This window comes from Streptomyces sp. NPDC003032 (assembly GCF_053591415.1).
In genome coordinates this window covers 116,892-137,563 of sequence record NZ_JBSFTT010000021.1, presented here as the reverse complement: position 1 = coordinate 137,563, position 20,672 = coordinate 116,892, and the positions used below count along the sequence as shown (strand labels likewise).

General features: G+C 71.0%; 13 protein-coding genes. 6 read left to right on the top strand and 7 right to left on the bottom strand.

All coding sequences use genetic code 11. The features are described 5' to 3' along the window. Positions 1–227 precede the first annotated feature (227 nt). The 4 genes from ACWDZ7_RS27185 to ACWDZ7_RS27170 all read left to right on the top strand — a co-directional run bounded on the left by ACWDZ7_RS27185 (position 228) and on the right by ACWDZ7_RS27170 (position 8,463). Positions 228–5,171: an NAD-glutamate dehydrogenase gene (locus ACWDZ7_RS27185; RefSeq protein ID WP_451800520.1), complete on the top strand. Its 4,944-nt coding sequence runs from the start codon at positions 228–230 to the stop codon at positions 5,169–5,171. A gap of 463 nt (positions 5,172–5,634) precedes the next feature. Beyond that, positions 5,635–6,420: a polyprenol monophosphomannose synthase gene (locus ACWDZ7_RS27180; protein WP_451800552.1), complete on the top strand. Its 786-nt coding sequence runs from the start codon at positions 5,635–5,637 to the stop codon at positions 6,418–6,420. Then, positions 6,417–6,962, top strand: coding sequence for a GtrA family protein (locus tag ACWDZ7_RS27175; protein WP_451800519.1), 546 nt, complete (start codon positions 6,417–6,419; stop codon positions 6,960–6,962). The genes ACWDZ7_RS27180 and ACWDZ7_RS27175 overlap by 4 nt, the downstream gene beginning before the upstream one ends. Continuing rightward, on the top strand, positions 6,946–8,463 hold the full coding sequence (locus tag ACWDZ7_RS27170) for a hypothetical protein (protein ID WP_451800517.1): 1,518 nt from the start codon (positions 6,946–6,948) through the stop codon (positions 8,461–8,463). Before ACWDZ7_RS27175 ends, ACWDZ7_RS27170 begins: the two co-directional genes overlap by 17 nt. Before the next feature lie 20 nt (positions 8,464–8,483). Here ACWDZ7_RS27170 and ACWDZ7_RS27165 read toward each other — a convergent pair whose 3' ends face one another. Both ACWDZ7_RS27165 and ACWDZ7_RS27160 read right to left on the bottom strand, forming a co-directional pair. Continuing rightward, positions 8,484–9,263, bottom strand: a complete 780-nt coding sequence (locus ACWDZ7_RS27165) for a GntR family transcriptional regulator (protein WP_451800516.1) — start codon at positions 9,261–9,263, stop codon at positions 8,484–8,486. Continuing rightward, positions 9,260–9,802 carry a GntR family transcriptional regulator gene (locus tag ACWDZ7_RS27160; protein WP_451800514.1) on the bottom strand — a complete coding sequence of 181 codons (543 nt, stop codon included), beginning with the start codon at positions 9,800–9,802 and terminating at the stop codon, positions 9,260–9,262. Before ACWDZ7_RS27160 ends, ACWDZ7_RS27165 begins: the two co-directional genes overlap by 4 nt. Positions 9,803–9,956: 154 nt before the next feature. Between ACWDZ7_RS27160 and ACWDZ7_RS27155 the strand changes: the two genes are divergently transcribed. Then, entirely contained in the window at positions 9,957–10,361 is a 405-nt protein-coding gene (locus ACWDZ7_RS27155; RefSeq protein WP_451800512.1) for an ATP-binding protein, read from the top strand. Positions 10,362–10,441: 80 nt separating this feature from the next. Here ACWDZ7_RS27155 and ACWDZ7_RS27150 read toward each other — a convergent pair whose 3' ends face one another. The 5 genes from ACWDZ7_RS27150 to ACWDZ7_RS27130 form a co-directional block, all read right to left on the bottom strand. Beyond that, a complete protein-coding gene (locus ACWDZ7_RS27150) occupies positions 10,442–12,118 on the bottom strand; it encodes a glycosyltransferase family 2 protein (RefSeq protein WP_451800510.1) in 1,677 nt (558 codons plus the stop codon). Continuing rightward, entirely contained in the window at positions 12,115–14,352 is a 2,238-nt protein-coding gene (locus ACWDZ7_RS27145; RefSeq protein ID WP_451800551.1) for a CDP-glycerol glycerophosphotransferase family protein, read from the bottom strand. The genes ACWDZ7_RS27150 and ACWDZ7_RS27145 overlap by 4 nt, the downstream gene beginning before the upstream one ends. Positions 14,353–14,375: 23 nt before the next feature. Next, positions 14,376–18,014 carry a CDP-glycerol glycerophosphotransferase family protein gene (locus ACWDZ7_RS27140; protein ID WP_451800509.1) on the bottom strand — a complete coding sequence of 1,213 codons (3,639 nt, stop codon included), beginning with the start codon at positions 18,012–18,014 and terminating at the stop codon, positions 14,376–14,378. 83 nt (positions 18,015–18,097) lie between these two features. Then, complete coding sequence (locus ACWDZ7_RS27135) at positions 18,098–18,904, bottom strand: ABC transporter ATP-binding protein (RefSeq protein ID WP_451800507.1); 807 nt, start codon at positions 18,902–18,904, stop codon at positions 18,098–18,100. Beyond that, positions 18,897–19,817, bottom strand: coding sequence for an ABC transporter permease (locus tag ACWDZ7_RS27130; protein ID WP_451800506.1), 921 nt, complete (start codon positions 19,815–19,817; stop codon positions 18,897–18,899). Before ACWDZ7_RS27130 ends, ACWDZ7_RS27135 begins: the two co-directional genes overlap by 8 nt. A 159-nt stretch (positions 19,818–19,976) precedes the next feature. On the opposite strand from ACWDZ7_RS27130, the gene ACWDZ7_RS27125 reads away from it, so the two are divergent. Beyond that, complete coding sequence (locus ACWDZ7_RS27125; protein ID WP_451800505.1) at positions 19,977–20,597, top strand: TetR/AcrR family transcriptional regulator; 621 nt, start codon at positions 19,977–19,979, stop codon at positions 20,595–20,597. The last annotated feature ends 75 nt before the right edge of the window (positions 20,598–20,672 follow it).

Below are 20,672 nucleotides of genomic sequence, written 5' to 3'. Positions count from 1 at the left end.
GCGGTGCGGACGACCGGGCCGAGCAAGCCACCTGTCAGCGGAACAGCCGCATCTGTCAGCACATCCGCTGCATCTGTCGGTGGAACCGCTGAAAATGGCGGAAAGCCGACCGCTCTTCCCCCACCGCGGCATAACGTCGATTCCGGCCGGAGACCCCGGGCTGCGGCGTTACGTCACATCACTTCCTTCTACGTCGCGCAATGGCGCGCGGCAGGAGTCAGAGGACAATGCAGACCAAGCTGGACGAAGCCAAGACCGAGCTGCTCGCGCGGGCCGCCCGGGTAGCTGAGAACAGCCCGGTCGGGGGGCGCCTACCGAGCGGTGCACCGACTGGGACGACGAGCGAGGCCACGCCGGATCAGGACATGGCTCTCGCGTTCCTCCAGCGCTACTACCTGCACACCGCCCCCGAGGATCTGGCCGACCGAGACCCGGTCGACGTCTTCGGTGCCGCCTTCTCCCATTACCGGCTCGCGGAGAACCGCCCCCAGGGCACGGCCAACGTGCGGGTCCACACCCCGACGGTCGAGGAGAACGGCTGGACGTGCAGCCACTCCGTCGTGGAGGTCGTCACCGACGACATGCCCTTCCTCGTCGACTCCGTCACCAACGAGCTCTCCCGCCAGGGCCGCGGCATCCATGTGGTGATCCACCCCCAGGTCATCGTGCGCCGTGACCTGACCGGCAAGCTCCTGGAGGTGCTGCCCGGCGAGGCGGGCGCCGAGCGGCCGCACGACGCGCTCGTGGAGTCGTGGATCCACGTCGAGATGGACCGCGAGACCGACCGTGCCGACCTCAAGCAGATCACCGCCGATCTGCTCCGGATCCTCAGCGACGTACGCGAGACCGTCGAGGACTGGGAGAAGATGCGCGACGCCGCGCTGCGCATCGCCGACGAGCTGCCCTCCGAGCCCACCGCGGACGACCTGCGCGACCAGGAGGTGGAGGAGGCCCGCGAGCTGCTGCGCTGGCTCGCCGACAACCACTTCACCTTCCTGGGCTTTCGCGAGTACAACCTCACGGACGAGGACTCCCTGGCCGCCGTGCCCGGCACCGGCCTCGGCATCCTGCGCGCCGACCCGCAGCACGGCGACGACCACCACCCGGTCAGCCCGTCCTTCAACCGGCTGCCCGCCGACGCGCGCGCCAAGGCCCGCGAGCACAAGCTGCTCGTCCTGACCAAGGCCAACAGCCGGGCGACCGTGCACCGCCCCAGCTACCTCGACTACGTCGGCGTGAAGAAGTTCGACGCCGCGGGCAATGTGGTGGGCGAGCGGCGCTTCCTCGGGCTCTTCTCGTCCGCCGCGTACACCGAGTCCGTGCGGCGCGTGCCGGTCATCCGCCGCAAGGTGCAGGAGGTGCTGAAGGGCGCCGGGTTCTCCGCCAACAGCCACGACGGGCGCGACCTGCTCCAGATCCTGGAGACGTACCCGCGCGACGAGCTGTTCCAGACCCCGGCCGACGAGCTGCGCTCCATCGTGACGAGCGTCCTCTACCTCCAGGAGCGGCGTCGGCTCCGGCTCTACCTGCGCAAGGACGAGTACGGCCGCTACTACTCCGCCCTCGTCTACCTGCCGCGCGACCGCTACACCACCGGCGTCCGGCTGCGGATCATCGACATCCTCAAGGAGGAGCTGAACGGCGCCAGCGTCGACTTCACCGCCTGGAACACGGAGTCGATCCTCTCCCGCATCCACTTCGTGGTCAGGGTGCCGAAGGGCGCCGAGGTCCCCGACCTCTCCGACGCCGACATCGAGCGCATCGAGGGGCGGCTCGTCGACGCCGCCCGCTCCTGGGCCGACGGCTTCGCCGAGGCGCTGACCGCCGAGTGCGGCGAGGAGCGCGCCGCCGAGCTGCTGCGCCGCTACGGTGCCGCCTTCCCCGAGGGCTACAAGGCCGACCACACGCCGCGCGCCGCCGTCGCCGACCTCCAGCACCTGGAGCAGCTCGCGCAGGGGCCCAGGGACTTCGCGCTCTCCCTGTACGAGCCGGTGGGCGCCGCGCCCGGTGAGCGCCGCTTCAAGATCTACCGCGCCGGTGAGCAGGTCTCCCTCTCCGCGGTGCTGCCCGTCCTGCAGCGCCTCGGCGTCGAGGTCACCGACGAGCGTCCGTACGAGCTGCGCTGCTCGGACCGTACGCACGCGTGGATCTATGACTTCGGGCTGCGCATGCCCAAGTCGCCGAACGGCAACGACGACTACCTCGGCGACGACGGCCGCGAGCGCTTCCAGGAGGCCTTCGCCGCCGCCTGGACCGGCGCGGCCGAGGTCGACGGCTTCAACTCGCTGGTGCTGCGCGCGGGCCTCAACTGGCGTCAGGCGATGGTCCTTCGGGCCTACGCCAAGTACCTGCGCCAGGCCGGTTCCACCTTCAGCCAGGACTACATGGAGGACACCCTCCGCAACAACGTCCACACCACCCGGCTGCTCGTCTCGCTCTTCGAGGCCCGGATGTCGCCGGACCACCAGCGCGCCGGTACCGAGCTGACCGACGGGCTCCTGGAGGAACTGGACGGAGCGCTCGACCAGGTCGCGTCGCTCGACGAGGACCGGATCCTGCGGTCCTTCCTCACCGTCATCAAGGCGACCCTGCGGACGAACTTCTTCCAGAAGACGGAGAGCGGCGAGCCGCACCACTACGTCTCCATGAAGTTCGACCCGCAGGCCATCCCCGACCTGCCCGCGCCCCGACCCGCGTACGAGATCTGGGTGTACTCGCCGCGCGTCGAGGGCGTGCACCTGCGCTTCGGCAAGGTCGCGCGCGGGGGTCTGCGCTGGTCCGACCGGCGCGAGGACTTCCGTACGGAGATCCTCGGCCTGGTCAAGGCGCAGATGGTGAAGAACACCGTCATCGTGCCGGTCGGCGCCAAGGGCGGCTTCGTCGCCAAGCAGCTGCCCGACCCGTCGGAGGACCGCGACGCGTGGCTCGCCGAGGGCGTGGCCTGCTACAAGACGTTCATCTCGGCGCTGCTCGACATCACCGACAATCTCGTCACCGGTGCGGTCGTGCCCCCGGTGGACGTCGTCCGGCACGACGAGGACGACACGTACCTCGTGGTCGCCGCCGACAAGGGCACGGCGACGTTCTCCGACATCGCCAACAAGGTCGCGGAGGACTACGACTTCTGGCTCGGCGACGCGTTCGCCTCCGGAGGCTCCGCCGGTTACGACCACAAGGGCATGGGCATCACCGCCCGCGGCGCCTGGGAGTCCGTGAAGCGGCACTTCCGGGAGCTGGGCTGCGACACCCAGTCCGAGGACTTCACGGTCGTCGGCGTCGGTGACATGTCCGGTGACGTGTTCGGCAACGGCATGCTGCTCTCCGAGCACATCCGCCTGGTCGCAGCCTTCGACCACCGGCACATCTTCATCGACCCGAAGCCGGACGCCGCGACCTCCTACGCCGAGCGCCGCCGCCTGTTCGAACTGCCGCGCTCCTCCTGGGCCGACTACGACAAGGGACTGCTCTCCTCCGGCGGCGGGATCTTCCCCCGTACCGCCAAGGCGATCCAGCTCAACGCCCATATCCGCGAGGCCCTCGGCATCGAGACCGGCGTCGCCAAGATGACCCCGGCCGACCTGATGAAGGCCATCCTCCAGGCACCGGTCGACCTGCTGTGGAACGGCGGCATCGGTACGTACGTGAAGTCGTCGGCGGAGTCCAACGCCGACGTCGGCGACAAGGCGAACGACGCGATCCGCGTCAACGGCGCCGACCTGCGCGTCAAGGTCGTCGGCGAGGGCGGCAACCTCGGCCTCACCCAGCTGGGCCGCATCGAGTTCGCGCGCGCCGGTGGCCGCATCAACACGGACGCCATCGACAACAGCGCGGGCGTGGACACCTCCGACCACGAGGTGAACATCAAGATCCTGCTCAACGCGGTCGTCACGGACGGCGACATGACGGTCAAGCAGCGCAACAAGCTGCTCGCCGAGATGACCGACGAGGTCGGTCAGCTGGTGCTGCGCAACAACTACGCGCAGAACACCGCGCTGGCCAACGCCGTCACCCAGTCGCCTTCCCTGCTCCACGCCCACCAGCGCTTCATGCGCCGGCTCGGCAAGCAGGGCCACCTCGACCGGGGCCTGGAGTTCCTGCCCAACGACCGGCAGATCCGCGAACTGCTCAACTCCGGCCGTGGCCTGACCCAGCCCGAGCTGGCCGTCCTCCTCGCCTACACGAAGATCACGGCCGCCGACGAGCTGATCCAGACGACGCTGCCCGACGACCCCTACCTGCGGCGCCTGCTGCACGCGTACTTCCCGAAGGCGCTGCGCGATAGGTTTCCGGAGCAGGTCGACGGGCACGCGCTGCGCCGCGAGATCGTCACGACCGTACTCGTCAACGACACGGTGAACACCGGCGGTTCGACCTTCCTGCACCGGCTGCGGGAGGAGACGGGCGCCTCGCTCGAAGAGATCGTGCGGGCCCAGCTGGCCGCGCGGGAGATCTTCGGGCTGAGCGAGGTCTGGGACGCCGTCGAGGCGCTCGACAATGTCGTCGCCGCCGATGTGCAGACGCGCGTACGGCTGCACTCGCGCCGCCTCGTCGAGCGCGGCTCGCGCTGGCTGCTCAACAACCGGCCGCAGCCGCTCCAGCTGGCCGAGACCATCGCCTTCTTCCGCGAGGGCGTCGCCCAGGTCTGGGGCGAGCTGCCGAGGCTGCTGCGCGGCTCGGACCAGGAGTGGTACCAGAGCATCTGTGACGAGCTGACGGGCGCGGGCGTTCCCGACGCGCTCGCCCAGCGCGTCGCGGGCTTCTCGTCCGCCTTCCCGGCGCTCGACATCGTCGCGGTCGCCGACCGGGTGGGCAAGGAGCCGATGGCCGTCGCCGAGGTCTACTACGACCTCGCCGACCGGCTGCGCATCACCCAGCTCATGGACCGCATCATCGAGCTGCCCCGGGCCGACCGCTGGCAGTCCATGGCGCGGGCCTCCATCCGCGAGGACCTGTACGCGGCGCACGCCGCGCTGACGGCGGACGTCCTCGCGGCGGGCAACGGCGAGTCGACGCCGGAGCAGCGCTTCAAGGCGTGGGAGGAGAAGAACGCGCCGATCCTGAGCCGGGCGCGGACGACGCTGGAGGAGATCCAGAGTTCCGACGCGTTCGATCTGGCGAATCTGTCGGTGGCGATGCGGACGATGCGGACGTTGTTGCGTACGCATTCGTAGGCGGTTCTTCCGTAGGCGTTCCTCGCGGTACGTGACTGGTGGGGGCGCCCCGGGCCTTGTGGCTCGGGGCGCCCCCGTCTGCGTGTCCGGGCAACGTGGGTGTACGTCGCGGCGTCTTCGGTAGCGGATCTCTTGTTGCCGCTCGGTGATCGTGGAGGTAGGGACGCCTCAGGTGCCTCCGGGCGGAGCTTTCCTTGGCCTGATTGGTTGCCTGCGTGGCGCGGAATGGGTGATGAGATTCGCCATACCCCATCAATTCGGGCATTTGGTCTAAGGTGGGTGAGATTGTCTGACGGAGGTACGAGATCCATAGCGCAGGGAACCGGACCACCCATCGACCGCGGACCACCGAAGGGCTTGAGCCGTGACTGTGAACACCCCGGAGAACCTCTCCGACGACCTCCCCGACGGCCTCGCCGCGCGGCTGCCCGAAGCCTGGGCCGCCACCGCGCTGACCGTCGTGATGCCGACGTACAACGAAGCGGGGAACCTGCCCGGCATGGCCGAGGCCCTGATGGCGCTGCCGCTGCCCGGCCTGCGGCTCCTCGTCGTCGACGACTCCAGCCCCGACGGCACCGGTGACATCGCCGAACGCTTCGCCGAGCGGTACGGCAGCGCCCGCATGAGCGTCCTGCACCGCACCGAGAAGGACGGCCTCGGCCGGGCCTACGCGGCAGGTATGACGCGGGCCGTCGCCGAGGGCGCGCGGTACGTGCTTCAGATGGACGCCGACGGCAGCCACCCCGTCGAGAAGGTCGCCGAGCTGCTCGGCGTCGCCCTCGCCACCGACGCGGGTGTCGTCATGGGCAGCCGGTACGTGCAGGGCGGCACGCTCTCCGACGCCTGGGGCGCCCACCGCAAGCTGCTCTCCCGCTGGGCCAACGCCTACGCCGGCACGATCCTCGGCACCCGCGTCCGCGACATCACCGGCGGCTTCAACCTCTGGCGCGCGGACGCCCTGCGCGCCATCGACCTGGCCTCCGTGGACAGCGCGGGCTACAGCTTCCAGGTCGAGATGAAGTACCGGGCGCTGCGGCGCGGCTTCGGCGTCATGGAGGTGCCGATCCACTTCGAGGACCGGACGGTCGGCGAATCGAAGATGAACTTGATGGTGCAGCTGGAGTCGATCGTGATGCCGTGGAAGCTGCGGCTCGGCGCGGGGGCGGCGGGGTCGCGTGCTGACGCGAGAGGGTCGGGGTCGGGCTTGGGGACTGGCTCTGGGCTCGGCGGCTCGGGGGCGCGCGGATGACGGCGCCCGTCCTGAAGGACGCGCCGCCGGTCGCCTCCGTCCCGCCCGCTCCGGCGCCATCCGCCGGGCCCGCGCCTACGCCCAGGCCCAGGCCCGCCCCCGCCCCCTCGCCCGGCCCCGGCCTCGCGCGGCTGCGCAGGCTCTCCCTGGAGCTGGCGAAGTTCGGCGTGGTCGGCGGCAGCGGCGTCGCCGTCAACCTCGTCGTCTTCAACTTCCTCCTGCACGGTCTGGGTTCGGGCCCGATGACGTCGACGGTCCTGGCCAGCTGCGTGGCCATGGGTACCAACTACCTCGGCTTCCGCTTCTTCGCGTACCGGGACCGCGCCTCGCGCACCAAGCGGCAGATCGCCCTCTTCTTCGTCTTCAGCGGCATCGGCGTCGTGATGGAGAGCGTCCTGTTCTACGCGGCGTACCACGGCGCGGACATGAGCGGACCGCTCGGTTCGAACCTCGCCAAGGCACTGTCGATCGGCCTGGCCTCGGCGTTCCGCTTCCTGGTCTACCGGACGTGGGTCTTCCAGCACGATGCGCGCCGCCACTAAGGGGGTCATACGGGCCCCGCGCACCCTCGTACGGCTCTCCTTCGTACCGCATGCCCTCGCCCTGCCCCTCCTGCTCGCCCTCGTCCTGCTCCTCTGCGTGATCGTCCGTCTGCCCTGGGCGGGCGACCTCGGCGTCCACGCGGCGACGATCGAACGCCTGCGCCATGACCTGCTGAGCCCCGGCGACCCACTGGTCGACGCGGACACGCCGAGCCCCTACTACTCCCCCTGGACGCTGCTGCTCGGCTGCCTGGCCAAGGCGACGGGGCTCGGCACGTTCGTCGTGCTGCGGCTGGCCGCGCTGGTCGGCCTCGGGCTGCTGGTGACGGGTGTCCGACACTTCGTACGTACGTTCAGTACGCGCAAGGGGGCGGCGCCGCTATCCCTTCTCTGCCTGCTCCTCCTCTGGGGCCCGGGGCTCTTCAGCTGGAGCGGGTTCCTCGGCCTGAACTCACTCGCGCTGACGATCTCGTACCCGAGTACGTTCGCGCTCGGCGTCTCCTTCCACTTCTGGGCGCTGCTGCGGAAGTCCCTGCGGGGCGGGGGCCTGCTCGCTTTTCTCGGCCTGGGCGCGCTCTGGTCCGTGATCCTCCTGAGCCACCAGTTCACGGGGGTCGTGGCGTCGTTCGGGGCGCTCGCGATGGTGCTGGGGGCGCGGCCGTGGCCGACGCGGGCGGTGCTGGTGCGTCTGGCCGGCGGCCTGGCCCTCGGCCTGCTGATCCTCGCCGCCTGGCCGTACTACTCCTTCTTCGGCCTCTTCGGGGCCGGCGGCCTGGAGGAGATCCACCGCTCGCTGTACCGGGGCCTGCTGCCGCACTTCGGCCTTGCCCTGCTGGGCGTCGCGGCCCTGGCGCGGCGCTGGCGCAGGGACCACCGGGACCCTCTGGGCCTCTTCTTCGCCCTCGGCGCGACGATGTTCGCGGCGGGCGGCCTGACCGGCCACTACTCGTGGGGGAGGGTGCTGCCTGCGGCCCTGATCCCCGCGCAGGTGGCGGCGGCGCTGGAGGTCTTCGAGGCGGGACGCCCGGCGGTGCGCCGCACCTGCGCCGCCCTGCTCGGCGGGGCCCTGCTGCTGGGCGCGTGGACCCAGGCGGGAACGCTCGGCTACGTGGTGCCGCGCTCGGTCCTGCCGGGGCCGGTGGCCGCCAAGTACGAGCCGCCGTGGCCCGGCTACAACTGGCTGGCGGCGCAGGTCCACTACGGTGACGTGGTGATGGCGAAGACCTTCCCGTCCCGCCAGATCCCGGCCTACGGCCCCTACACGGTGGCCCCCGGCTATCCGGACTTCTTCCTGCCGGACCAGGAGGCGCGGGTGGCTGCGGTGCGCGCCTACTTCGCCTCGGGCACGCCGCGCGCGGAGCGCCTGGACATACTGCACCGCTACGGGGTGCGGTGGATCGTGGAGTATCCGGGGGACGGCGGTCTGGGGCGTGACGACCCCGCGCTGCGGGTGGCGGGGTCCGGGCCGAGGGCGCAGGTGCTGTACGAGGTGGTGGGTTGAGGGGCGACGGCCCGGCTGTCTCACTCCGGGGCGAACTCGTATTGCAGCTCGTAGAGATGGCCTGCCTTGACCATGACCGTGGCCTCGATGGGGCGGCCGTCGTCGCTGTAGACGACGCGCAGAGTACGCAGTACGGGCAGGTCGCTCGGGAGGCGCAGCGCCTGATACTGCTCCTGGGTGGGGACTCTGGCGGAGACCCGGTCCACACTCAGGCGGGGCGGAAAGCCCAGTTCGGCGAGGAGGGCCGGGGTGCCGCCCCGGATCTTCTGTCTGCCCGTGATGGGGGTGCCGTGGGCGAGGCTCAACGGGTAGTAGGACGCGACGAGTTCGACCGGTTCGTCGTCGAGGTGGAGGACTTGGCGGCGGAGTACGGCCGCCTGGCCATCGGCGAGGTTCAGGGCGGCCGAGACGTCGGCCGGGGGTAGTGCCTCGGTCACTTCCAGCAGGGTGCTGTGCGCCCGCGCGCCCTGCTTGGCCGCCTCGGTGAGCCAGCGGTAGGGCTCTCCGGGAGGCGCAGGGGCCATGTACGAGGCGGGCCGCATCGTCCGCTGCCGGTGCTCGCGCACGGTGACCGCCGCCCCGGCGCGGCCGATGACGAGCCGCTCGTCCTTGAGGAGGTGCAGGGCCTTCTGGATGGTGGCGTTGGACGCGTCGAAACGCTCCTTCAGTTGGTTCGTGGAGGGCAGCTTCGAGCCCGGAGCGAGGTCGCCGCTCATGATCTCGTCCCTGAGGTCGGCGGCGATCCGCTCATGCAGGGAGCGAGGGTCTGCTGTGCCGTTGTCGGTGTGGGGCACTGTCATCCGATCCTGATCTCGTAGCGGAGCCGCTGGCGGTGTGCGGGCATGACCATCATGTCGACCTGGACCGGCCGGCCGTCGCCGTCCAGGGTGACTCTGCTCAGCCGCAGGACCGGCTCGTCCGCGTCCAGGTGCAGGGCTTCGCGCTCGGCGGCGTCGGGCATGCGTGCGGTCACGTCCTCACGGACGCGAACGCCGACGTGGCCGAGCTCGGCCAGGAGCGTCACGGCTCCGCCGCGGATCTTGCCCGTGCCGGCGAGGCGGGTGCCGCGGGCGATCTCCACGGGGTAGTAGGTGTCCGTCATTTCGCAGGGCTCGTCGTCGAGTTGGATGAGGCGACGTCGTACGACGACTGCTTCACCAGTGGCCACACCGAGCAGGTCGGCCACCTCGTCCGGCGCGGGCGCTTCACCGGCATGCACGATGCGCTGGCTGCCCTTTCCGCCCCGGGCGGCGGCCTCGGCACCCCAGGCGTCGGGCTGCCCCTTCTCGCGTGGCGTCAGGTAGGGCATTGAGGTGCTGACCCAGGTGCTGTCGCTCACGGTGTCCTCCTGCTTGGCCGATGCGGCGACCTTGCCGCTTTACACATTAAGCGAACCACGGAGCGTACTCGCCTTGGGGAAACCTTGCCGCTTTTCGCGAATAGCGCTACGTTCCTCGCGATCGTGCAGCCCGAAAACGAGGCGGTGGTTCACCGTGGCATTGTCACGCCAACGACGATTTCCCCGTGCCCGCAGATCGGTGGGTGCGGAGCGAAGCTTTGCCGTCGAGACCCTCGCCGAGTGGGGAGTCACCGATCGGCAGGACGACATTCGGCTCTGCGTTTCCGAACTGGCTACCAACGCTGTGCTCCACGGTGTCCCACCGGGCCGGCAGTTCAGCCTGCGGCTTGTGGCCGACGGGCCGCTTGTCCGCGTCGAAGTGCGTGACAGCGGGGGCGGATGCCCGGAGGTGCCGTGCCAAGAGGTCGAAGAGGTGGGCGGCCGGGGGCTCTTCCTCGCGAGAGCTCTCGGCGATGACTTCGGCGTCACGCCGCACGATCCCGGCAAAACCGTGTGGCTGGTCTTCAAGACCGGCTTACCCGTCGAAGGCGCGGGCTAGGTCATGTCGCGGCTCTGCCTGGGGAGGCTCGTCGCCGGCTCACCTCGGGGGTGAGCCGGCGGGCGGCGGGTGGGGTGGGGTCAGCGCGTCACGCTTGCCAGCAAGCGGGCCGCCCTTCGGGCTCGTGAGCCCGTTTTCGTGGCGGCCTTGCGGGCCAGGGGGCGTATGACCTTCGAGGTGATGCCCACCGGGGTCCAGCGGAGTTGGAGGCGGCCCGCGGCGCGGCCTTCCGGTTCCACTGTGACCTCGTGCGGGGTTGTGCCCGAGCGGTAGTCGATGCGGGCCCGCAGGGTCGGGAACGTCAGTGGGGCCAGGAGCAGGGACGTGTTGTGGAAGTGGCCCGATGTCAGTTGCAGGACCGGGTGGCGGGTGCCCTCGAAGCCGTTGAGGGGGAGGGGCGCCGCGGCAAGGTCCAGGTGAGCCGTGCCCTCGAAGACGCCGGGGCGGATCGGATCCAGGCGGAAGGGGGTCTTCATGCGGCGGCGGCCGGGGGCGAGGAGGAGCGTGGCGATCTGCGGGCCCACCGGGAGGCGCAGGCCCGGGTCGTACGTGCGGATCGTCAGGGTCACCGTGGCCCCGGGGCCCCGCTCCACGCGCGTGATCTCGTGGCGGAACTGCGCGCTGGGGAAGGGGCGCGAGTCCAGCCCCTGGTCCGAGAGGTCCAGTTCGACGCGGGCCTGGTCCGTCTCCGGGACCTGCCCACCCCAGTACACGCGGCCCTGCGCGTCCATCGACGTCTCGCGCGGCGCCACCCCGTGGCCGAGGCCCCGCGCCGCCAGCTGCGCCTCCGCCAGGCGCTTGTCGCGGACCAGTTGGAGGACCACCCGCTCGGCCCGAGGGAGGCGGGCGTACGCACCGGGGGACAGTTCCGCCAGGTACGGGTTGACGATGTCCGCGAAGCCCCTCAGCCACTCCTCGTCACGGAACGGCAGGTCACCCGCGTACATCCGGAAGTCGTGCTTCAGGAACTTGTAGTCCTTGGCCTCCCGCACCGCCGCGTGGCCGCTCGACACCAGGAACTCGTCGATCAGACGCTGGACGTGGACGCGGTCCCGGACGTTCGTCAGCTTGTGGCGCTGGTTCGAGATCGACGCCGACTCCGCCGCCTCGTACGGCGCTATGTACCAGCGGTAGACGGGGTCCGGAATCACCGTGAAGGACTTCGCCAGGCAGTACGCCTGAGCCGAGAAGAGCTGGTCCTCGTAGTGGATGCCCTCCGGGAAGCGGAGGTTGTTCCCGTCCAGGAAGACGCGACGGTACATCTTGCTCGTCGACAGGTGTTCGAAGAGGAGCGAGGGCTCGGCCTCGATTCCCTCCACCGTGCGGCGCTCCGCCACCAGGTGCGGCATCCAGGTGGAGGTGCGGCCCGTGTCGACGCGGACCCTTTCCACCGCCCCCATCGCGAAGTCCACCTCGCGCTCGCGGTGTGCCGCGAGGAGCAACTCCACCGCCCGCTCCGGGAGTTCGTCGTCGCTGTCCAGGAACATCAGGTACGGGGCGCGCGCGATGTCCAGCGCGCGGTTGCGCGGTGCGCTGCAGCCGCCGCTGTTCTCGGGGAGGCGGAGGTACGTGATGCGGTCGTCCCCGGCCGCCAACTGCCGGGCGACCTCAGGGGTGTTGTCCGTCGAGTGGTCGTCGCTGATGACGATCTCGATGTTCGCGTGCGTCTGGCGGCGCAGGGAGGCCACCGCGCGCGGCAGCCGGTCCGCGTCGTTGTAGACGATCACCGTGACCGTCACGTCAGGGGTCCGAGTCATCGGGTCGTCGCCTCCTCGGGCGTCGGTGCCGGGGTGCGCTCGTCGACCGGGGTCACGGGCGGCAGGGACTCCTCGCTCTCGCCGAGGAAGACGCGGCGTACGACCCGCTCGGCGGCGCGCCCGTCGTCGTACTCGCAGAAGCGGCGGCGGAACGCCTCGCGCGCCTTGGCGGCCGATTCGTCGCGCCACGCGTCGGAGGCGAGCAAGGCCGTCAGCTCCTCCTGCGTGCGCGCCACGTGGCCCGGCGCCTGCGCCATCAGGTCGAAGTAGACGCCGCGCGTCTTCGCGTACGTCTCCCAGTCGTCGGCGTAGATGACGATCGGGCGATCGAGATTGGCGTAGTCGAACATGATCGAGGAGTAGTCCGTGATCAGTGCGTCCGCCGCCAGCGACAGGTCCTCCACCGGGTCGTAGGACGAGACGTCGATGACCCGGCCGCTCTTGCGCAGACTCGCGAGCGGCGAGGCGGCGCCGCCGTAGAAGTAGTGGCCGCGGACGAGGAGGACGGTGTCCTCGCCGAGGCGGTCGGCGAGCGTCGCCAGGTCCAGGCGCGGGGTCCAGGCGGCTTCGTAGTCGCGGTGGGTGGGCGCGTAGAGGATGGCCCGTCTGCCGGGCGCGATGCCGAGCTTCTCGCGGATCGCGCGGATGTCGGCGGCTGTCGCGCCGTAGAAGACGTCGTTGCGGGGATAGCCGTAGTCGAGGGAGGTGTAGTGCGAGGGGTACGCGCGCTCCCACATCTGGGTGGAGTGGGCGTTCGCGGAGACGCTGTAGTCCCATTTGTCGACGCGGGCCAGCAGGTTGTGGAAGTTCAGGCCCTTGGAGGCCGCCGGGTAGTCGAGCTGGTCCAGGCCCATGCGCTTCAGCGGCGTGCCGTGGTGGGTCTGGAGGTGGATCGCGTCGGGGCGCTTCACGATGGCGTTGGGGAAGTTGACGTTGTTCACCAGGTACTTGGCGCGGGCCATCACCTCCCAGTAGCGGCGCGTGCCGGGCACGATGTGGTCGGTGCCGGGCGGCAGCAGCGGCACGTTCGCCGCCGACACGACCCACACCGCGTGGATGTGCGGGGCGAGTTCGGTGAGCTTCGCCGCGATGGCCGCGGGGTTGCAGGCCACGCCGCGGTCCCAGTACGCCGTGAAGACGGCGAGGTCCGGGTCGACGGGGCGTTCCAGCTCCCTGCGGTAGCGCAGGTCGCGGACCTTCAGGCCCACCTTGTGCTTGCGCGAGACGACCGCGGACCTCAGCTTGCGCCGCTGCTGGTTGGCGGTCTGGAACGTGCGGTACTTCGTGTACGCGTCCTCTTCGAGGATGCGGCGCCGCATGCCTTCCAGGCCGCCCGGGTGCTGATGGCCCGGCGGGCGCCAGGCGACCGCGGCCTTCGACGCGCGGTGGAAGAACTCCCTGCGCACCGGGTCGGGCAGCTGCTCGCGGGCGATCACGCGCAGACAGTCGCCGACCATCACGTCGTAGAGGGTGGCGCGGGGTGCGGCAGGGAGGCCGAGGTCGGCGCACAGGGCGAGGAGCGACTCGTAGCGCCCGATGACCGCGAAGCGCTCCTCGGGCGGGCCCGAGGGCAGGCTCTGTGCACGCAACTCCCTTACATTCAGGGCCACTTGGTCGAGCGTGGCGATCCGGTCCGCGAGGAGTAGCGCGGCGTAGGCGGCGTACGTCTCGTCGCCCCCGGCCAGCCGCTCGCCGTGCGCCCGCCAGAAGTCCGCCCGCAGCACGCGGTCGCCGAGCAACGGCGTGACCCGCAGCAGGTCCGGGCAGTCCGCGAGCGGCAGGTCCCGGCGGCCCTGCTTGGCGAGGTACTTGCCGTCGGGGCTCGGCATCCCCTGGTGCCGCCACGTCGAGCGGACGTGGTCGACGACGAGGACGTCCACGCCGTCCGGCAGGTCGGCCACGCGGTCCGCGACGGTGCGGGGCGCGCCCGTCGGCACGGTGTCCTTGCTGGGGACGAAGTGCAGCCACCGGCCGGCCGCCCGCTCGGCGCCCGCGGCGCGCGCCGCGCCGTCGCCCGTGCCCTCGGGCAGCGGCACGACGGTGACGCCGGGGCGGTCCGCGGCGGCGGCCTGCGCGGAGGCGCCCACCGCGGCGACGACCACCTCGACGCCGGGGGAGGCCTGCGCGGCGAGGGCGTCCAGCCCGGTGGCGAGATGGCCTTGGACGTTGCGGCCGTGGACGATGACGCTCAGCTCCGGCGGCTGCGGCTGCCGCTGCGGCTGCGGCTTCTGCATCGGGGCGTCCCCTTCGTGCGTGCTCATGCGGTGGCCGTCCCTCGGTGGGCGAGCATCCGGTCGACGACGCGGGCCGCGGCCCGGCCGTCGTCCAGGTCGCAGAACTCGGCGCGGAACTCGTCGTACGCCTTCTCGTACGGCCCGCTCGTCGCGTCGAGGTCCTTCAGCGCGGCGATCAGCTCGTCGGAGGTGGGCAGGAGCGGGCCCGGCGCGCGCTTCTCGAAGTCGAAGTAGAAGCCGCGCAGGCGGTCGCGGTAGTGCTCCAGGTCGTACGTGAAGAAGAGCATCGGACGGCCCGTCACGGCGAAGTCGAACATCACCGAGGAGTAGTCGGTGACCAGGACGTCGGCGATCAGGAGGAGATCCATGATGTCCGGGTAGCCCGCCACGTCCCACACGAAGCCGTCGCCCGCGCCCGGCACCGGCTCCACGATGTGCGCGTGCGGGCGGACCAGGAGGACGTGGTCGTCGCCCAGCTCGTGCCGGGCCTTCTCCAGGTCGATACGGAGGTCCAGCAGGAAGCCGCCGCGGTGGCGCTGCTTGTCCTCGCGCCAGGTCGGGGCGTACAGGACGACCTTCTTGCCGTCGGGCAGGCCGAGGGTCCGGCGCACCCGTGCGGCTCGCTCTGCGCGGTCGGCGCGGTCGGCGTGCTCGGCGTGCTCGGCGTGCTCGGGGGCGATCAGTACGTCGTTGCGGGGATAGCCCGCCTCCAGCAGCTCGCCGTCCACGTCGCCGCCGAAGCGGAACGCGCTGCGCAGGATCGGCGTGCTGAACCGGTTGGGCGAGAGCAGCATCGTCCACTGGTGGCGCTCGCGGTCCAGGTCCGTGAGGTACTGGGTGCTCGCGAAGTGCTCGTTGTCGAAGTCGAAGCCGATCCGCTTCAGCGGGGTGCCGTGCCAGGTCTGGATGATCTGCTGGCCCTCGCGGCGCTCCAGCCAGCGCGGGAAGTGCGTGTTGCCGACGATGTAGCGGGAGCGGGCCATCGCCTCGTAGTACTCGGGGCTGTGCACGCGGACCGCCCTCGCGGTGGCCGGGACCTCGCACTGGCCGTCCTTGACGACCCACAGGTGCTCGACCGGCAGGCCGCGGCGGACCATCTCCTCGTGGATGGCGCGCGGGGAGTCGCCGTACATGCGGCCGCCGAAGACGTCGTACAGGACGGCCTCGCGCAGCGGCTCGTGGCGGGCGGCCGGGTAGGCCTCGGTGCGCAGGCGGGTCTGGCGGTAGCGGCTGCGCTCGTCGGGGCGCAGTTCGGAGTGGGCCATCAGGGCCAGCTGGTCGTACTGGCGTGCTTGCAGCTCGACGCGCTTGCCGTGTGCCGTGATCTCCAGGGGGAGGTGGGCGTGGACGGGCGGGGCGAGCTGGACGGCGGTGCGGGAGCCGTCCGGCTTCTGGATGGACGGCCACCAGAAGCCCGCGCGCAGCGGGGTCTCGCCGGCGTAGCGGTGGGTGGGGGCGGGGACGAAGCTCGCCTCGAACCGGCCGTCCGCCGCCTTCGCCGGGAACGTGTACTCGTGGCCCGACCAGGTCTGGCGCAGGACCAGCTCCAGGTCGTGGACGCCCTGCGCCGGGTAGCTGCCGGTGAGGGTGACGGTGCCGGTGCCGGTGTCGTCGGGGCGTACGGAGACACGGTCGACGAGGGGCTGGACGGGCTGGTCGCAGAGCTGGAGGTAGCCGCCGGGGCTGCGGCGCGCGTAGACCGCGCGGTCGGCGTGGGGGAACTGGGCGCCGGAGAAGCCTTCGCGGTCGTCCAGGATCAGGGCGAGGCGGGTCGCCCTCGGCTCGTCGCCGGTGGCGTCGACGACCTCCACCGACATGTCCCAGCGGCCTATCGAGCGTTCCGCCTGCGTCGGGCGCAGGCGCTCGTGGTCTTCGCGGGTGGTCGTCAGGGTCGCCATGTCGACGAGGGCCGTGAAGGGGACGCGGCCGTCCACGGGGGCGTCGAGGTCCAGGGGAGTCGTGAGGATCGTGCCGGACTCGCGGTGGCGCATGCGCAGGCGGGCCTCGCCCGTCGGGGCCGTGCGCAGGATGCCGCGCACGAGGAGACGGTCGGGGCCATCGGCGCGGACCTCCAGCGCGCGGGCGTGCGCCGTCTCCACACGGATGGCCAGCTCGCCGTCCTGGATCTGCGGGGCCACGCGGACGTCCTCGGTGACCCAGTGCGCGGGCGGCGCCTGCCCGGAGCCCGTGCCCGAGCCGTGGAGCGGGCCGCGCCGGGGCGTGGCGCCCGTGCCGGCGACGGCGATCCGTACCCACCACAGGCCATCGACCCACTTGCCGCGGTGGCGAAGCCGCGCGGGGTTCACCAGCGCGCCGAAGCCCGCCCAGTCGGCGTGCCGGAACTCCGCGCCGGAGGCCACGGTGGCCTCCGGGTCGACGTGGCTGCGCGCCGGCACGAGCACCGTGCGGCGGCTGCCCTTCTCCTTCAGGATCAGCGACTTGAGCGCCTTGCCGCGCGACTCGGCGCCGAGCTGGCGGGCGAACGCCCAGCCGGACAGCCAGAGCCTGCCGTCGTGCCAGGCGGCCTCGTCGAGCCGGCTGCGCAGCCGCAGCTCAGGGCCGAGGCGCAGGACCGCGTCCGGTACGGGGTCGGCCGGGTCGAGGAAGGGGTAGTCGGCCTTCGGGTGCAGCGTCCCGGAGACGGGGATCGAGCCGGGATGCTCCTTCTCGAACTCCAGCTGGCCGATCAGTTCGTCCAGGCGCCGGTGCACGGTCAGGTACAGCTTCAGCCTGTGCGGCACGTGCAGCGCCCGCACCGCGTCCTGCCCGATCTCGCGGACGAGGCGGCCCACGTGCTCCAGGAACGCCTCCTGGTAGGCCGCGTCCGATCCGGGCAGCACCTTCCAGAAGAGGGGGATCTCCTCGGCGAGCGCGTTGTGGTCGTAGACCCGCAGGTGCTCGGCGTACATCGGGTCGTCGCCGACGCGTGCGAGCAGGAACTCGCGCACCATGCGGATCGACTTCACACGGTCGATCAGACCCTGCGGGTTGGTGCGGTTCTGGGTGATGGAGCGCTCGCCGATCTCCCGCTCGCGCCAGTTGTAGATCGGCTCGCTCAGGACGTCCACGGAGTCCGCGAGGTAGTGCGCGGGGACGCTGACGGGCGCGTCCTCGTAGAGCATGGCTTCCGGGTACGCGAGCCGGTGCTTCTCCCAGAAGGAGCGGCGGTACACCTTGTTCCACGCGGTGCGGTCCGTCAGCAGCGGGCGGAACCTGGATACGTGCGTGCGCAGCCGGGTCGCCGCGAACGGCACGCGGTGCACGGGCGACTGCACGTACCCGGCGGAGCGGAACCGCGTGACGTTGCCCGCCGCGAAGTCCGATCCGGTCTCGTCGAGCGTCTCGATCAGCAGCGCGTACGCCGTCGCGGGCAGCGTGTCGTCGCTGTCCACGAACGCGAGGTACTCGCTGTCCGGCGACATCTCCCGCACCCCGGTGTTCCGCGCCGCGCCCAGGCCCTTGTTCTCCTGGGATATCAGCCGGAACCTCGGGTCGGCAGCCGCGAAGCGCTCGGCGATGGCCGCGCTGCCGTCCGTCGACCCGTCGTCGACCATGACCACTTCGAAGTCCTTGAAGGTCTGGGCCGCCAGGGACTCCAGGCACTCGTCGAGGTAGAGCTCGACGTTGTAGACGGGGACGACAACACTCAGCCGTGGCTGCACGCGCACTCCTTCTGTTGCTAAACGCTCCCATAGTGTAGGGATGCGAGTATTGATGCGACAAAAGGGATAGGTAAGGGATAGGTCTATCTCGTCCGTTCCTGACCGCCGCCGCCCGTGAACCGTTCGTACTCCTTCAGTACGTCCGCCGCGGCGCCGTCCATCCGCAGCTCGCCGCGCTCCAGCCACAGCACCCGGTCGCAGGTGTCACGGATCGACTTGTTGTTGTGGCTGACCAGGAAGACCGTGCCCGCGCGCTCGCGCAGCCTCCGGATGCGGGCCTCGGAGCGCTTCTGGAAGGAGCGGTCCCCGGTGGCCAGGGCCTCGTCGATGAGCAGCACGTCGTGGTCCTTGGCGGAGCCGATGGAGAAGCGCAGGCGCGCCGCCATGCCGGACGAGTACGTGCGCATGGGGAGCGTGATGAAGTCGCCCTTCTCGTTGATGCCGGAGAAGTCGACGATCTCCTGGTAGCGCTCCTGGACCTGCTCCCGCGACATGCCCATCGCGAGGCCGCCGAGGCGGACGTTGCGCTCGCCGGTCAGGTCGTTCATGAGGGCCGCGTTCACGCCGAGGAGGGAGGGTTGGCCGTCGGTGAAGATGCGCCCGCGCTCGACGGGGAGCAGCCCGGCGACCGCCTTGAGCAGTGTGGACTTCCCCGACCCGTTGGTGCCGATCAGGCCGATCGCCTCGCCCTTGCGAGCGGTGAACGACACGTTCTTGACGGCGCGCACCTCGCGTACGCCGCTCGCGGAGCCACCCCGCTTCAGGATGCGGCCGAGCGCGGCGGTGGCGGCGCCGCGGCCCGCCGTGGCGCCCGCGCTGTGCACGCGGTAGACGATGTCGACCTGGTCGACGATGACGGTGGGGGGTGCGGTCGATCGCGGATCAGCCACGGCCGTACGTCTCCTCTGCCTTCCAGAAGTAGATGAACCCGCCGGTCCCGGCGAGCAGCGCCCAGCCCAGCGCCCAGGCCCACGCGTGGTGCGGGAGCTGCTCCGCCCGGAAGCTGTCGATCAGCGCGAACCGCGTCAGGTCGATGTAGACGGCGGCCGGATTGCACTCCAGGAGTACCCGCACGGCGTGCGGCAGACGCTGGTCCTTGAGCACCGCGTCGATGCTCCACATCACCCCGGACGCGTACATCCAGGTCCGCAGCACGAACGGCATCAGCTGCGCGATGTCCGGCGTCTTGCTGCCGAGCCGGGCCATGACGAGCGCGAGGCCGGTGTTGAACGTGAACTGGAGGACCAGGACCGGGACCACCAGGAGCCAGGCCGGCGCGGGCGGGACGCCGAAGCAGAGCAGGATCGCGATCAGCGCGCACATGGAGAAGAGCAGCTGCTGGAGCTGTTGCAGGCAGTACGAGATGGGCAGCGAGGCGCGCGGGAAGTGCAGGGCGCGGACCAGGCCGAGGCTGCCCGATATGGCGCGGGTGCCGGCCATGACGGACTGCTGGGTGAACGTGAAGACGAAGACGCCGGTCACCAGGAACGGTACGTAGTCCTCCACATCCCGCTTGGTGTCCATGAGGACGCCGAAGACGAAGTAGTAGACCGCCGCGTTCAGCAGCGGCGTCATCACCTGCCAGAGCTGGCCGAGCTTGGCCTGGCTGTACTGGGCCGTCAGCTTGGCGGTCGCGAAGGCGGTGATGAAGTGGCGGCGCTGCCACAGCTGCCGGACGTAGGCGGGCAGGGAGGGGCGGGCGCCGCTGACGGTGAGGCCGTACTGGGCGGCGAGTTCGGCGGGGGAGAGGGGGGCCGCCGTGGCGGTGCGGGGCGGCGGTGGTGCGTCGAGGACCTGGCTCACGTCCGTGGCTTTCGCTCGGGGAGGCGGGGGGATGGCATCCGGGGCCTTCGAAGAGGCTGGGGCGTACGTCGGGACGGACCCGTATCGTCGCAACGCCGAGCGTAGAACCTCCCCACGTCGGAACGCAACCGTATCGTCGTGACGCCTTATGCTGTCCGCATGACGACGAGCAGGCCACAGGACGAGAAGCCGCGCCGCAGGCCCCCCGCCGGAGCCGCCGTGCTCCGCGAGGACGTGACGGAGGCCATCCGGGCCGCCGTCTTCGAAGAGCTCGCCTCCGTCGGCTACGCCCGTATGTCCATCGAGGGCATCGCCCGCCGCGCCGGCGTCGGCAAGACGGCCGTCTACCGCCGCTGGCGGTCCAAGCTCCATCTCGTACTGGACCTGGTGTCCGCCATAGCGGTCCAGGGGCTCCCGGCGCCGGACACCGGATCGCTGGAGGGGGACCTGCGGCTGCTGTACGAGGTGACCTCGCGCGCCCTGCGGCATCCCGTCGCCTCGCAGGTCATCCCCGACCTCCAGGCGGAGGCGGCCCGCAACCCCGAGATCGCCGAGGCCCTGCAGAAGGCGCTGCGCGAAGGGCAGCACGGGGCCGCGAGCGGCATCGTGCGGGCCGCCGTCGAGCGGGGCGAGGTGCGCGAGGGCGCCGACCAGGAGCTGGCCCTCGACCTGGTGTCGGGGCCGCTCTACTGGCGTTCGGTGGTGGTGCGGGCCGACCTGCCCAAGGGATATCTGGGCAGGCTCGCGGCGGCCACGGCGGCGGGGCTGCGGGCGCTCTGAGGCGGGCGCGCTCGCGCCCCTGGGCGTTCAGGCGTCCCGGCGGCGTGCCAGGAAGCGTGGCGGCCGCCTCCGGGT